The organism is Streptomyces sp. NPDC001093 (assembly GCF_040298985.1).
Classification (GTDB): Bacteria; Actinomycetota; Actinomycetes; order Streptomycetales; family Streptomycetaceae; genus Streptomyces.
The window spans coordinates 1-13,346 of the sequence record NZ_JBEPBF010000193.1 but is presented as its reverse complement, the minus strand read 5'-3'; the positions used below and the strand labels follow the sequence as shown (position 1 = coordinate 13,346).

Genomic DNA, 13,346 nt, shown 5'->3' with positions numbered 1-13,346 from the left:
CGCCGGCGCGGCGGCGACAAGCGCGACATAGGTCTGTTCACCCGTGCCGCCCCGCCCGGCACCCGGCGCCGCGCCGACGGCGAAGGCGGGGCCCGGTTCCCGGGGTCCCGCGGCCGGCGGCACGGCGGCGAGCCCGGACCGCTCGCCCGGATCCCCGGCACCGCCTGGTCGTCCAGGACGCTGCTCACCGGGGTCGGCGTGGCCTCGGCGGCGCTGCTCGCGACCGTCCTGGCGATCAGCGTGTGGCCGGACGGCGGCGACGGCACCGACCCGGTCGCCTCCACCAGCGCCGTCCCCGGCAGCGCCCCCGGCCAGTCCCCGCACGCCTCCGCCACCGCGCCCGGCACCGCGGGACTGCCCACCACAGGCCGCCCCACCCGGCTGCGCAACGCGGCCGCCGACCTGTGCCTGGACATCAGGGGCACACCGAAGGCCGGTGCGGGCGCGGTCCTCGCCGTGTGCTCCTCGGCACCGACCCAGCAATGGACGTACGAGGCCGACGGGCGCCTGCGCAGCGCGGCCGCCGCGGGGCTGTGCCTGGACTCGCACGCCGACGCCGGCGTGGTCATCCTCGGCACCTGCGCCGCCGCCGGCACGCCGCGGGGCGACGACGTACGCTACGACCTCACCGCACAGGGCGAGTTGCTGACCCGCTGGGACCGGACGCTGGCGCTCGCCACCACCGCGTCGAACGCCGGCGCCGATCTCGTCGTCAAGGTGCGGGACGGCTCGGCCGGCCAGCGCTGGACGACCGACGGGGCCACTGCGAGCCCGAGCTCACTCTCCGTCGCCGGTACGGGGGGTCCAGCACTCCGAAGGGGCGCGGCTCCCGTCTGATACGCGGCTGCGCCGCGTGGGCGCGACCGGCAACGACGGTGCCGCACACGCCTCACGGCCTGCCGTGGCACCCGGCGCAGCGTCCGGCGGACACGCTCAGCTCGGGTCCTCGACCAGGTCCGCCCCCGACACCGTCCCCGGGCCCGTGTGCCCGGACAGAGCCAGCGTCAGGTCCAACTCGGCCAGCACGCACCGGATCACATGCTCCACGCCGGCCTGTCCGTCCAGCCCGAGCCCGTAGACGTACGGCCGCCCGAGGAGCACGGCCCGCGCGCCGAGGGCCAGCGCCTTGAACACGTCGTCGCCGGTGCGCACCCCGCTGTCGAACAGCACCGTCAGCCGGTCGCCGACCGCGTCCGCGACCCGGGGCAGCGCATCGGCCGCGGCGACCGAGCCGGCCACCTGCCGGCCGCCGTGGTTGGAGACCACCACGCCGTCCACCCCGGCGTCCGCGGCGAGCCGGGCGTCGTCCGGGTGCAGGATGCCCTTGAGCACGATCGGACCGTCCCAGTGCTCCCGCAGGAACGCCAGGTCCGGCCAGGTGTGGCCCGCGTCCCCGAACAGGCCGAGGAAGTGCAGCACCGCCGCGTTCGGGTCCTCGTGCACGGGCTTGGCGAGCCCTGCCCGGAACGCCGGGTCGGTGAAGTAGTTCGCGGTGCCCACCCCGTGCAGGAACGGCAGATACGCCTGGTCCAGGTCGCGCGGCCGCCACGCCAGCAGCGGGGTGTCCAGGGTGACCACGAGCACCGAGAACCCGGCGGCCTTCGCCCTGCTCAGGAAACTCCGCGTCACCTCGCGGTCCTTGCCCCAGTACAGCTGGAACCACCGCTCGGCGTCCCCCATCGCCTCCGCGACCCGCTCCATCGGTGTGCTCGACGCCGAGGACAGGATGTACGGCACGCCCTGCGCGGCGGCGGCCCGGGCGGCGGCGGACTCGGCGTCCGGATGCATGATCGACAGCACGCCGACGGGCGCCAGCGCCAGCGGCGCCGGCAGCGCCCGGCCGAGCACCTCGAGAGACAGATCGCGCTCGGCCACGTCACGCAGCATGCGCGGCACGATCCGGCGCCGGGCGAGCGCGGCCCGGTTCGAGCGGGCCGTGCTGCCGTCGCCCGCGCTTCCCGCCACATACCCCACCGGGCCCGGACCGAGCCGGTGTTCGGCCAGCTCCTCCAGCCGGGTCAGGTCGGTGGGAAGCCGCGGCACGGCACCCGTCATCCCGCTCAGATAGATCTCGTACTGGAAATCAGCCCAGTGCTTCGCCATCCGGCCGTCCCGCCTCTCGTCGCTGAGTACGCGTGCAGAGCGACGATACTGGCGGGTAGCCGGGGCGTCAGCGCGCGGGCGCCCGCCTCCTTCAGCCTGCGCACCAGGTCCTTCGGCCTGGAGAACATGGGCCAGTGCCCGGGGTTCCACCGCGGGCCGGGTCGCCACACGCCGCCGTGCTCGGCGAGCGACCGCCGAATGTGGTCGCTGTCGAACCCGTCGCGGAACGACACCCCGTCCGCGGGCACGTCGGAGCCGACGCACACGACACGGCGCAGCCGGTCACCGATCCGCTCAACCTCCTGCACCATGTCCTGGACGTGCGTCCTCGCCGTCGGTGGAGGGATCGGCCACCTCCTCCGCGTCGGGTCCCTGCGCCCGTACCCGCTGGACGTGTTCCAGCGACTCGCGCAGCTCGGTCAGCCAGTCCTCGGTGTGCCGCTGGACCAGGCGTACGCACCAGGCGAGGGCGTCGCTGCGGCTGCGGGCGACGCCTCCGGCGATGAGGGTGTCCAGCACCTGACGCTCCGGCTGGCGCAGCCGGGTCATGACCGGCGCGGCCACATGCGTGAACAGGGCGCGCTCCGGGCCGCACACCACGCCCCACGAGACCTTGCGGCGGAACAGGTGCTCGGCCTCCCGGGCCACCTCCATCCGGCCCTCGCGGGTCCGCTCCCGGAACTCCTGTATCCGGGCGCGCAGCGCGGTCTCCCGCTCGGGGTCCGAGGCGTCCTCGGCGAGCCGCGGCTCGGGGATGCGGCCGATCACCGTGATCTCCTCGCGGTCGGCGGTGATCTCGACCAGTTCCTCGAAGAGATCGTCCGGCAGGCGGCCGGCGAACCAGCCGCGCAGCTTCTCTTTTTGCTCCGTTGTAATCATGTAATCAGCCTTACGCGGCCGCCTACATGAACGCAAGGAGACGTGAAGGCATCGTGAAAGGTTTCACTCACGGCGAACCCGGAATGTTTCAGGCCGATTAACGAGCCGGTGATTTTCGGCCATGTGACCGCTTCCAGCGATCAAGAACCGCTCAGTTACGCGGTCAGGCTCTTCCATTTCCGTAACTTCACGCCACTGTTTCAACACGCAAGGTTACTGAAACCTGCGGGTTCGATGTGTGTTTCGGCGGCGGACTCGGCAGAGTGGCGCTCGCCGCTCCGGCGCAGACCGGGCCGGAGCCGGCACCCGTCTATCCCAGCGGAAGGATGCATACAATGCGGAACACCGCGCGCCGGGCAGCGGCCCTCGGCCTCATGGCCGCCGCCGTTTGCGGATCCCTGACCGGGGCCGCCGTCGCTGCACCGGGCGCCGCCCCGTCGTCGCTCTACGCCCCCTCGGCGCTGGTCCTCACCACCGGCCACGGCAGCGACGCGGCCACGGCCACCCCGGAGCGCGCCGTCACCCTGACCTGTGCCCCCACGGCCTCCGGCACCCACCCGGCCGCCGCCGTGGCCTGCGCCGAACTGCGCGGCACCGGCGGCGACTTCGACGCCCTGAAGCCGAGCGTCGACGTGTGGTGCAACAAGCTGTACAACCCAGTCGTCGTCACCGTCCAGGGCGTCTGGGAGGGCAAGCGCGTCTCGTACGAGCGCACCTTCGGCAACACGTGCGTGCGCGACTCGGTGGGCGGCGGCGTCTTCGCCTTCTAGGGCCGCCTCCAGGACCGGGATCGCAGCGGGCTCCGCATACGCCGGAACAGGTCCGCAACTGGGGAGTGCGGCCCCTGGAAGCGGGGAACCTGCGATCTCGCACCGGAGCCGACGGGCGGAGTGGGGCCGCCCGCCGGCTTCCGGGCACACAGCCGCTCCCCGGGCGGGCCCGTGGGGGGCCTTGTCCGGGGAGCGGCGAAAAACAGCTGGTTTCAACCGCTGTCCTTGGCCTTGCGTCGGTGACTCGTGTCGCACCAGGGGTAGCGGCGACTGCGCCGGCAGGTGCACAGAGCGACACGGAAACGGTCCGAGGACACCGTGGTGCCGTCCGCCAACTCGACCTCCACCGGCCCCTCCACGAGCAGCGGCCCCTGCTGCTGGATGGTGATCCTGCGGGCCCGGTCAGCGCGTTCGTTCGGCACGGACGACCACCAACTCCTCCTCATGTGCGGCCGGTGCGAGCAGACCGCGCCGGCGCAGCCAGTCCTCCCGCGAGCGCAGCACCGGACCGAAGGGGATCCGGCGGCGCCGGACCACCGAGGCCTCCAGGCGTGCGGCGCGCAGCAGTCGCAGGGTGCGGTCGGGATCGCTGAGCGCCGAGTGCACGATCAGCAGCACGCCTCCGGGGCGGAGCAGCACGGGCGCGTCCCGGCAGATCCGGTCCAGCAGCAGCCTGCCGTCCCGGCCCGCGTCCCAGGCGAGGGCCCGGCCGCGCGGCCGGCGTCCGGCATCGGGTGCGGGAACGTACGGCGGGTTCGCGAGGATGAGGTCGTAGGTGCGGCCCCGGACCGGTCCGAAGAGGTTGCCGCGCCGGATCCGCACCGGCAGCCGGGTCAGCCAGGCGTTCATCCGTACCGTCCACACCGCCAGCCGGGACACGTCCACCGCGGTCACCTCGGCGCCGTGCCGGGCCGCCTCCAGGGCCAGCGCCCCGCTGCCGGTGCCGACGTCGAGCACCCGGGCACCGGGCGGCGGAGCCTCCTCGCGGAGGGACTCGGCGAGCAACTCCGTGTCGTCCTGCGGGGCGTACACGCCCGGAAGCACCACAGCGATCACACCGCGCGAGTACCCCGGCATTCAGGATGTATGGGATGTCTGTGGCGCCAGAGGTGTGCGCAGCGACGAGCGCCCGGCGCGCCAGTCGGCGAGCAGCCGCCGCGCCAGCCGGTCCTCCAGATACTCGGTCGCGTCGATCCCGAAGGCCACGTCCGCCGCGAGCTCCGGCTCCTCGGCGAGCAGTCCGCCGATCACCTCATGGCGTACGACCTGCTCGTGCACCGCGTCCGCCACGACGTGCTCGTCGTAGAAGAACTCCGCCGCGCATCCCGCGCCGGTGCGGCGCATGGCCTCGGCGAGCCGGCGGGAGCCCGGTGAGGAGGTGATCTCCACGTCGGCGAAGTGGCCCACCAGCGCGCCGCGCAGCCCGCGGTGCAGTCCGAACAGGGACATCAGGTTGACGACGGCGAGCATCTCCGTGCGGGCCGCGTCCAGATAGCGGCCGTAGCTGCAGTCCAGGCCCAGGTCCGTCATCAGCGCGGCGAACAGGTGCGCGTGGACCCGGTCGGCCCGGCCGCCGCCGAACTCGTCGAACTCCACCGCCGCCATCCCCGCCTTGGCCCGGCCCCACAGCCTCGGCAGCACCCAGGCGTGCGGGTCGGCCTCCTTCAGGTGGTACAGCGAGCGCTGGGCGGCGTACTCGCGCAACTGCCACAACTCGCCCTCGGTGCCGAGGAAATGGGTGACCCCGCTGCCCTCGGCCGGTTCGGTCAGCAGCGCGGCGAGGGCGTCGTCGAGGCTGTCGTGGCCCGGCGCGTCGGCGCGCAGCGCGGACAGGAAGCGGCGCTCCAGCGCGGCGCGGACGCGCAGCAGGTCAGGGTCCCACTCGCACTCCGGGGCGACGCCGGCGAAGCCCCGGTAGTGCAACTCGTAGCAGAGGTACAGGGCGAGTTGCAGGTCGTCGCCGTACGGATCCGCCTCCCCGGCCTCAGCGGGCCCGGGCAGGGGCCCCGCGCCGCGCAGACGAGCGGCGACCGCGGCGGAGAGGGGCCCGCGGGGCGGAGGCAGCCCGGGTCCGCACTCGTGGCTGTTCATGAGGACCGGGTACCCCGGCCCGGGAGGACACCGCCGCCCGAGCGGCCTCGGGAGGCTGTTGGTGGCCGCTGGGCCTCGGGAGGCGCCGGTCGTCGTTCCGCCTCGGGGGCACGGGTGGCCGCTGGGCCTCGGGAGGGCATGGCTGGTGGGGCCGCCGTCCCGGGAGGGACGCCGGGGCTTGCTCGTCCCCGGGCGGGTCGGCTGCCGGTGGTCGGTTCGCGCCCGGAGGGCGCGGGTGGTCGCCATGCCTGGAGGGCACGACTGCTCCCGCGTTCGGGCTTCTCAGTCCTCTTCCGGCCGGTCAGCCTCCTCCTGCGCCTCGGTGTTCGGCGTGATCGCGTCCCCGGCCTTGCCGCCGGCGGCCTTGTCCTCGTCGCGCTTCTCGGCCTCCTCGACCTCCCGGAGTACTTCCTCCAGGGCGGTGTCGAACTGTTCCTTGCGGTCCTTCTCGTCCTGCTCGCCGGACATGGCCTCTCCTTCCACCGTCGTGCCCCTGATCAGCTGAGTTACCCGCCGACGGCCGTCTCAAGCGCCCCGCCGGGGAGGGCGCCGGGGACACCGGGCCGGCACCGCCCGCCGGTAGCGCTCGTACTCGGTGCCGAAGCGTCGCACCAGCCCCGGCTCCTCGTACCAGCGGACGAACGCCCAGGTCAGCACCCAGGCGCCGGCGGCGTAACCTAAGAGCACCGGCCGGGCCGGAAGCAGGCCCTGTCCGAAGAGTACGGCGACCACCGCGACGTAGATCGGATTGCGAACGTACCGGTAGGGGCCGCTCACCACCAGCCGCGCGGGCGGCGCGACCGGCGCCGGCGTGCCGAGCCCCTCCAGGGCGAACCGGCTGAAGGCCTCCAGAATGACGGCGGCACCGGCCGGCAGGGGCAGCAGGCCGAGCAGCCGCAGCGGCGGCCACCAGTGGCCGCAGCGCCGGCCACCGGTCAGCCACCACGGCACCACCACGGCCGCGCCGCCCGAGACGAAGACGAGGAACAGGACGCTGCCGAGCGCCGCCGACGCCTTGCGCATACTCCTCACCATGACAGGGCGAGGAGCCGCCGTCTCCCTGCTGACGGCGGCCCCTCGGGCTGGATGGCGCGTGGCTGTCACATGTGGACGACCGGTGCCGCTCCCGCGTCCTGCTGCGGCACCCCGCGCCGGTAGAACAGGAAGGCGAGCACCGCGCCCGCGGCGAAGAGCCCCGCGGACCACGAGAAGGCGGTCGTGTAGCTCTCGATCGTCGCCTGTGCCCGCACCAGCCTGCTGGTGGCGTCCCGGCCGGAGAGGTAGTCCGTGGCGGCGCTCGCGGCGAGGGTGTTCAGCAGCGCCGTGCCGATCGAACCACCCACCTGCTGCATGGCGTTGACGGTCGCGGAGGCCACGCCCGCGTCCTCGGCCGCGACTCCGCCGGTGGCCAGCTGCATGGCCGGCGGCATGACCAGGCCGAGACCCACGCCGATCACGATCAGCTGCGGCAGGACGGCGCTCAGGTAGTGCGAGCCGAGGCCGATGCCGGTGAGCCAGGCCATGCCGCCCGTCGCGATGGCGAAGCCCAGCGGGATGACCGTCTTCGGGCCGAGGCGGGGCACCAGGATCGTGGTGCCCACCTGCGCGGTCACCATCAGCGCGCCGACCATAGGCAGGAACGCCACACCGGTCTTCGTCGGGCTGAAGCCCAGGTTGAGCTGGAGGTAGTAGGTCAGGAACAGGAACACGCCGAACATGCCCGCGCCGGTGATGAGCACCGCGAGGAAGGAGGCCGCGCGGTCGCGGTCGAGCAGGATGCGCAGCGGCAGCAGCGGCAGCAGCGGGTGCGCGGCCCGGGTCTGCCACCTGGCGAAGGCCGCGAGCAGCACACCGCCCGCGATCAGGAAGCCCCAGGTCAGCGGCGAACCCCAGTGGTGTGTCTCGGCGTTGGAGAAGCCGTAGACGAGGGAGAACAGACCGGCGGCCACGAGGACCGTGCCCGGCACGTCCAGCCTGGCGTTCTCCGCGTCACGGTGGTTGTCCAGCAGGATCCAGCCGCCCGCGAAGGCGACGACCGCGATGGCCACGTTCACGTACAGGGTCCAGCGCCAGTCGAACGCGTCGGTCAGCACACCGCCGAGCAGCAGGCCCACGGCGCCGCCGGCGCCGGCGATCGCGCCGTACACGCTGAAGGCCCGGGCCCGTTCCCTGGCGTTGGTGAACGTGGTGTTGAGCAGCGACAGCGCGGCGGGCGCAAGGAGCGCGCCGAAGGCGCCCTGCAGGGCCCGGGCGACGACCAGCATGGTGAAGCCGTTCGCGGCGCCGCCCAGCGCGGAGGCCGCGGCGAAGCCGACGACGCCGACGAGGAAGGCGGGCTTGCGGCCGAACAGGTCGGCGATCCGGCCGCCGAGCAGCAGCAGGGAGGCGAAGGCGAGGGCGTACGCCGTCACGATCCACTGCCGGTTGCCGTCGGAGAAGCCGAGGTCGGTCTGGGCGGACGGCAGGGCGATGTTCACGATCGTGGCGTCGAGGACGACCATCAGCTGGGCGATGGCGATGACCGCGAGGATCCACCACCGCTTGGGCGAGGCCACCCCACCGTGTTCGATCGCGGCGGCTCCTGCTCGGGAGCCCTCGGCCAGGGTCTTCTGGGGCATGGGGAACCACTCCAGGGCAAGTCGTTCGGGTACGGGCGAGCGAACAGCTCGTAAACGAAACTGTTTCGTACACCTACGACCTTAGGGCACGGCTAGCGAAACGGCAACGTTTCCTTTTCTCTTGCATTCCTTGACGGGAATATAACTATCGAGGCATATTAAGTCTCATGTCCGACGCAGCGCTCTGGTCCGCCCTCGCCGACCCCCATCGGCGTGCCATCGTCGCGCTCCTGCTGGAGCGACCCCGGCCCGTCGGGGAGATCGTCGACGCCTGCGGACTGAGCCAGCCGAGCACCTCCAAGCACCTGAAGGTGCTCCGGGAGGCGGGCCTGGTCCGGGTCCGGCAGGACGCGCAGCGCCGCGTCTACGCCCTCGACCCGGCACCGATCGCCGCCCTCGACGCCTGGCTCGAGCCCTACCGCCGGCTGTGGAACCGCAGCCTGGACGCCCTGGGCCGGCGCCTCGACGAGACGTCGGACGACACCTGACACCCCCCACAGCGAAGGACCGGAACCCCATGCCCGTCGATCTCACCGGCACCTATCTGACCTTGGAGGACGGCCGCCCCGCCGTCCGGTTCAGCCGCACCTACGACCACCCGGTGGAACGCGTCTGGCGGTTCGTCACCGATCCCGGCGAACTGGCCCAGTGGTTCCCCTCCCGCGCCGAGATGGAGCTACGTCCCGGCGGCACCATCCGCTTCAGCGGCGACCCGAACATGCCCGAGTCCACCGGCAGGGTGCTCGCCGTCGACCCGCCCCGGCACCTGTCCTTCGCGTGGGGCGGCGACGAGCTCCGCTTCGACCTGGAAGCCGTCGGCGAACGGCGCACCCGGTTCACGCTCACCAACGTCCTCGGCGAGTCGGACACCGCCGCCCGCAACGGCGCCGGCTGGGAGGTGTGCCTCGCTGCCCTGGACGCCAAGGCACGCGGCGGGCGCTTCGAGGGCGCGCACGCCGGGGTGAGCGCGCCCTGGAAGGAGTTCTACGACGCCTACATCGGCGCCGGTGTGCCCTCCGGCGCGCCCGTGCCGGGCCTGGACTGACCGGCCACGCCGCTCGCTCGCGACCACCCGGGCCAGGGCCCGCCTCCGCGTCCGCGGCTGGACACCGAACGCCTCGGCGTACGGCAGCCGGTCGATCAGCCGGAGCACCCCGGCGCAGGTGATGCCCTTCTGCCGCCGGATGCCCCGGCGTACGGTCGTGATGTGGGCGTCGGCCCGGTGCACCGCGACCGCTGCCTCGCTCCCCGAAACCCGTGGTCGTCCCGACATACCGACCGGCGCCCGAGCCCCATCCGTTCACCTGCGGCGGGCGTTCGGCGGGGCTTCGCCGTGCGCGGTGTTTCAGTGTGTGGCGCCCTGGATACACCGCGAAGGTTCGGCCCCGGAGTTCGCGAGCCCGTGCCCACACGTCGCAGTGAGGTCGTCACCATGTCCCACGCCCCGCCACCCGCAGGACCGTCGAAACGCGCCGGGCCGGTCGCGACCTCCGTCCCGGCGGCGGGCCCGGCCCTCGGACCCGCCGGGAACCGGGCCGGCCGGGGCGGCACCGCGCTGGTGACGGGTGCCTCCTCGGGCATCGGTGCCGTCGTCGCCCGCCGGCTCGCCGCCGAGGGAGGCTGGCGGCTGGTGCTGAACGGGCGGGACGCCACCCGACTGGAGCAGGTGGCCGCGCCGCTCGACGCCCTGGCCGTGCCGGCGGACCTGACCCGGCCGGGCGCCGACCGTCTGCTCACCGATCTGGTCCTCGACCACGCGGGCCGCCTCGACCTGCTGGTGGCGTGCGCGGGCCTGGGCTGGGCCGGCGACTTCACCGGCATGCCGCACGCGCGCATCGACGAGATCGTCGGCGTCGACCTGCTGGCCACCCTGCACCTCGTGCGCGCCGTGCTGCCCCACATGGTCGCGGCGGGCTCGGGACGCATCGTGCTCATCGGGTCCGTCGCGGGCAGCCTCGGCGTGCGCGGCGAGGCCGTGTACTCCGCGGCGAAGGCCGCCCTGGCCGCCTTCGCCGACGCCCTGCGCTACGAGGTGCGCCACACCGGGGTGGGCGTGTCGCATGTGATCCCCGGCGCGGTCGACACGCCGTTCTTCGAGCGCCGCGGCGCCCCCTACACGCGGGCATGGCCGCGCCCGGTGCCGGCCGAGCGCGTGGCGGACGCCGTCTGGGCCGCCGTGCTGCACGGCAAGGACGAGGTGTACGTCCCCGGCTGGCTGCGGTGTCCCGCCCTGGTGCGCGGCGTCGCGCCCGGGCTCTACCGGTGGCTCGCCGCCCGTTTCGGGTGACCGGCCATGACCGGCGTCACGGTCCTGCTCGCACTGCTCGCGGCCCTGAGCAACGCGTCCGCGTCCGTCCTGCAGCGCCTGGCCGCCGTGCAGGAGCCGTACGACGAGGAGGGCGCCGGTGGTCCGGGGGCGGCCGTGCGCCGGTTCGCCCGGCTGCTGCGGCGCCCGTACTGGCTCGCGGGTGCCGCGCTGCTGGCGGTCTCCGGGCTGCTGCAGGCCGGGGCGCTGGCCGTGGGCAGCCTGTCCCTGGTCCAGCCGCTGCTCGCCACCGAGCTGCTGTTCACCCTGCTGGTGGGCGGTGTCGTCTTCCGGCGCCGCCCCGGCCCGTGGACCTGGCTGGCCTTCGTCGCCCTCGCCGCCGGACTGGCCGTGTTCCTGCTGGCGGCCGCCCCGGGCGCGGGCGTGCCGACCGCGCCGCCCCGGGCCTGGCTCCTGGGCGGCGGCGGGGCGCTCGGCCTGGTCGTGCTCCTCGTGACCGCCGCCCGCCCGGCGAAGGGAGCGCCCCGGGCCGCGCTGTTCGGCCTCGCCTCCGCCGTGTGCTTCGCCACCACCGCCGCGCTGCTCAAGGAAGCCGTGGGGCGGCTCGGACACGGGCCGGCGGCGATGTTCACCCACTGGTCGCCGTACGCCACGGCCGGCGCCGGACTCATCGCCTTCCTGCTGCTGCAGAGTGCGCTGGGCGCCGGATCGCTCACCGCCTCGCAGCCCGCCCTCACCCTCGGTGACGCGCTCACCAGCGTCGTCCTCGGCTGGGTCCTGTTCGCGGAGGCGATCCACCTCGGGTGGCGGATGGTGCCGGAGGCGATCGGCATCGCCCTGATCGGGGCGGGCAGCATCGGACTGGCCCGGGCGCCGGCCGTCGGACGGGAGTGGGACGCGCGGTCGCGGGGCGGGAAGGACAGCGGGAGGCGTCTGCACCGGACGCACGGTTACCGGACGCACGGTTGAGGACACGTACGGAAGGCGGGTGAGCGCTGTCCCCCATGTCCGGCCGCCCATGGCGGACCGCGGCCGTCCCGCTGCCGGCCGCCGTCGCTCGCCGCCGCGCACATCGGACCGGCGGCCACCTGGCTCCCCGGGTGCGGCTGCTGCTGTTCCCGCGGCTCGCCGGCACCGGCCGCCGCCGACACGTCGCGCTGACCTTGGACAACGACCTGGACCCGCGGTCCACACCACATATCCTCGACGCGCTGGACGACCTCGGTGTGCGGGCGACGTTCTCCGTGCCCGGCGAGCACGTGGTGCGCCATCCCGCGCTGGTCCGGGAGACCGCCCGGCGCGGACACGAACTGGCCGTGCACGGCTGGACCCACCACCGTCCCTGACGCCCCGCACCCGCCCGGCACGCGCGGCAGGTCGCCCGGACCGCACGCGCGCTGCACGACGTCTACGGCCACCGGCGGGATCCTCACGTGCGGCCTGTGCAGTGGTCGGCATGGGGCAAGGACTGGACGGCCGAGGCCACCCCGGCGTCCGTGCGGGCTCTGGTCGCGGCGGACCTGATCGGCGGCGGCACGATCCTGCTGCCCGACTCCGACCGGCCAGGAGCCCCCGCCTGCCGGCGCTCGGCACACTGCCCGCCCTCGTGCAGGACTGCCGCGAAGCCGGGCTTTCCGTCGGCTGTCTGCGTGAGCATGGGCGCGCTGCTGAGCAGGGCGGTCGGTTGTGTGCCACGCGGGGCCGGACGGGGCGATGCGTTACCCCTGGCGCGCGGGTGGTCGGCGCGGTGGTTGAGCGGAGGCGGGGAGCCGCCGAGGCGCCGGTTGGTGCCCGGCGGCACTGCCTGCCCGGGTGCGGACTGCCGGGAGTCCGGGCTTTGCGTCGGCTCTCTGCGTGAGCATGGGGCGCGCTGCTGAGCGGGGCGATCGGTTGTGCGCCGGGCGAGGCTGGACCGGGCGATGCGTCACCCGGTGCTCCGGGACCGGTGGTGACAGTGAGCAATGGCCGGGGGAGCGGCCGCCATGCTCCGCGTCCCGGAGCGCAGGGCGAGCGGACGCCGGACCCAGGTGGGCCGGTGGCCGTGGGTATCCCGCCTCCCCCGTCTGCCCGTCTCACATCCCGGTCACGTGCGCCATCGGATCATCCCGGAACAGCGCCCGCCCCCGCGACACCCGTTCCGCCCGCTGCGGGCCGCCCTCCGTGAGGCTGCCGAGAGCCGTCAGTAACGCGGGCCCGTCGGGGGCGAGTTCCGACACGCCGAGGTCGGCCATCCGGCGGACTCCGTCCATCCCGTGGCCGGGCAGTGGCCGGTACCCGAGCACGGGCAGCCCGGCGGCGAGGGCCTGTACGGCGGTCTGGCCGGCCGCGTTGTCCACCAGGGCGTACGCGGCGGCCAGCAGCCCGGGCATGTCGTCCACCCAGTCCAGGGCGAGCACCCCGGGTACCCGGGACACCCGCGCCCGCAGCCCTGCGTTGCGCCCGCACAGCACCACCGGCAGCCAGCCGGCCGCCGTCAGCAGCCGGGCGGTGGCGTCCGGGCGGTACGCCGCACCCCAGGCACCCGCGGAGAGCAGCACCGCCGGCCGGCCGGGCGCCTGCCGGGCGAAGCGCCCGCGCCACCGCGCAGCCCCGGGCGCCGGCGCGTGAAACCCGGGCGCG

General features: G+C 74.2%; 16 protein-coding genes. 7 read left to right on the top strand and 9 right to left on the bottom strand.

The features are described from left to right. The coding region (locus ABT288_RS46560; RefSeq protein WP_351622164.1) for an RICIN domain-containing protein at window positions 1–837 on the top strand (837 nt) is incomplete at its 5' end. A gap of 96 nt (window positions 838–933) precedes the next feature. Here the strand turns inward: ABT288_RS46560 and ABT288_RS46555 are convergent. Both ABT288_RS46555 and abmR read right to left on the bottom strand, forming a co-directional pair. Then, entirely contained in the window at window positions 934–2,103 is a 1,170-nt protein-coding gene (locus tag ABT288_RS46555; protein WP_351622161.1) for a lactate 2-monooxygenase, read from the bottom strand. Between the two features lie 294 nt (window positions 2,104–2,397). Then, window positions 2,398–2,982, bottom strand: coding sequence for an ATP-binding transcription factor AbmR (gene abmR, locus ABT288_RS46550; RefSeq protein ID WP_351622158.1), 585 nt, complete (start codon window positions 2,980–2,982; stop codon window positions 2,398–2,400). A 335-nt stretch (window positions 2,983–3,317) separates the two neighbouring features. On the opposite strand from abmR, the gene ABT288_RS46545 reads away from it, so the two are divergent. Then, entirely contained in the window at window positions 3,318–3,752 is a 435-nt protein-coding gene (locus ABT288_RS46545) for a subtilase-type protease inhibitor (protein ID WP_351622155.1), read from the top strand. Window positions 3,753–3,964: 212 nt separating this feature from the next. On the opposite strand, the gene ABT288_RS46540 is transcribed toward ABT288_RS46545, so the two are convergent. From ABT288_RS46540 to ABT288_RS46515, 6 genes are all read right to left on the bottom strand, one after another. After that, complete coding sequence (locus ABT288_RS46540) at window positions 3,965–4,174, bottom strand: CDGSH iron-sulfur domain-containing protein (protein ID WP_351622152.1); 210 nt, start codon at window positions 4,172–4,174, stop codon at window positions 3,965–3,967. Next, entirely contained in the window at window positions 4,155–4,829 is a 675-nt protein-coding gene (locus tag ABT288_RS46535; RefSeq protein WP_351622149.1) for a HemK2/MTQ2 family protein methyltransferase, read from the bottom strand. The genes ABT288_RS46540 and ABT288_RS46535 overlap by 20 nt, the downstream gene beginning before the upstream one ends. Next, complete coding sequence (locus ABT288_RS46530) at window positions 4,830–5,843, bottom strand: iron-containing redox enzyme family protein (protein ID WP_351622146.1); 1,014 nt, start codon at window positions 5,841–5,843, stop codon at window positions 4,830–4,832. 282 nt (window positions 5,844–6,125) lie between these two features. Continuing rightward, window positions 6,126–6,311 (bottom strand): hypothetical protein, encoded by a 186-nt coding sequence (locus tag ABT288_RS46525; protein WP_351622144.1) that lies wholly within the window; start codon window positions 6,309–6,311, stop codon window positions 6,126–6,128. A 57-nt stretch (window positions 6,312–6,368) separates the two neighbouring features. Further along, entirely contained in the window at window positions 6,369–6,866 is a 498-nt protein-coding gene (locus ABT288_RS46520) for a methyltransferase family protein (RefSeq protein WP_351622139.1), read from the bottom strand. 77 nt (window positions 6,867–6,943) lie between these two features. Continuing rightward, window positions 6,944–8,461, bottom strand: coding sequence for an MFS transporter (locus ABT288_RS46515; RefSeq protein ID WP_351622136.1), 1,518 nt, complete (start codon window positions 8,459–8,461; stop codon window positions 6,944–6,946). 167 nt (window positions 8,462–8,628) lie between these two features. Here ABT288_RS46515 and ABT288_RS46510 point away from each other — a divergent pair, with 167 nt between their 5' ends. From ABT288_RS46510 to ABT288_RS46490, 5 genes are all read left to right on the top strand, one after another. Further along, entirely contained in the window at window positions 8,629–8,949 is a 321-nt protein-coding gene (locus ABT288_RS46510; RefSeq protein ID WP_351622133.1) for an ArsR/SmtB family transcription factor, read from the top strand. A gap of 29 nt (window positions 8,950–8,978) precedes the next feature. Beyond that, complete coding sequence (locus ABT288_RS46505) at window positions 8,979–9,506, top strand: SRPBCC family protein (RefSeq protein WP_351622130.1); 528 nt, start codon at window positions 8,979–8,981, stop codon at window positions 9,504–9,506. Between the two features lie 387 nt (window positions 9,507–9,893). Beyond that, entirely contained in the window at window positions 9,894–10,748 is an 855-nt protein-coding gene (locus tag ABT288_RS46500; RefSeq protein ID WP_351622167.1) for an SDR family NAD(P)-dependent oxidoreductase, read from the top strand. Window positions 10,749–10,754: 6 nt separating this feature from the next. After that, a complete protein-coding gene (locus tag ABT288_RS46495; protein WP_351622127.1) occupies window positions 10,755–11,696 on the top strand; it encodes a DMT family transporter in 942 nt (313 codons plus the stop codon). A 35-nt stretch (window positions 11,697–11,731) separates the two neighbouring features. Continuing rightward, window positions 11,732–12,073 (top strand): polysaccharide deacetylase family protein, encoded by a 342-nt coding sequence (locus ABT288_RS46490; protein WP_351622124.1) that lies wholly within the window; start codon window positions 11,732–11,734, stop codon window positions 12,071–12,073. Window positions 12,074–12,799: 726 nt separating this feature from the next. On the opposite strand, the gene ABT288_RS46485 is transcribed toward ABT288_RS46490, so the two are convergent. Further along, a partial coding sequence (locus tag ABT288_RS46485) for a glycosyltransferase family protein (RefSeq protein WP_502973005.1) occupies window positions 12,800–13,346 on the bottom strand: 547 nt, incomplete at its 5' end.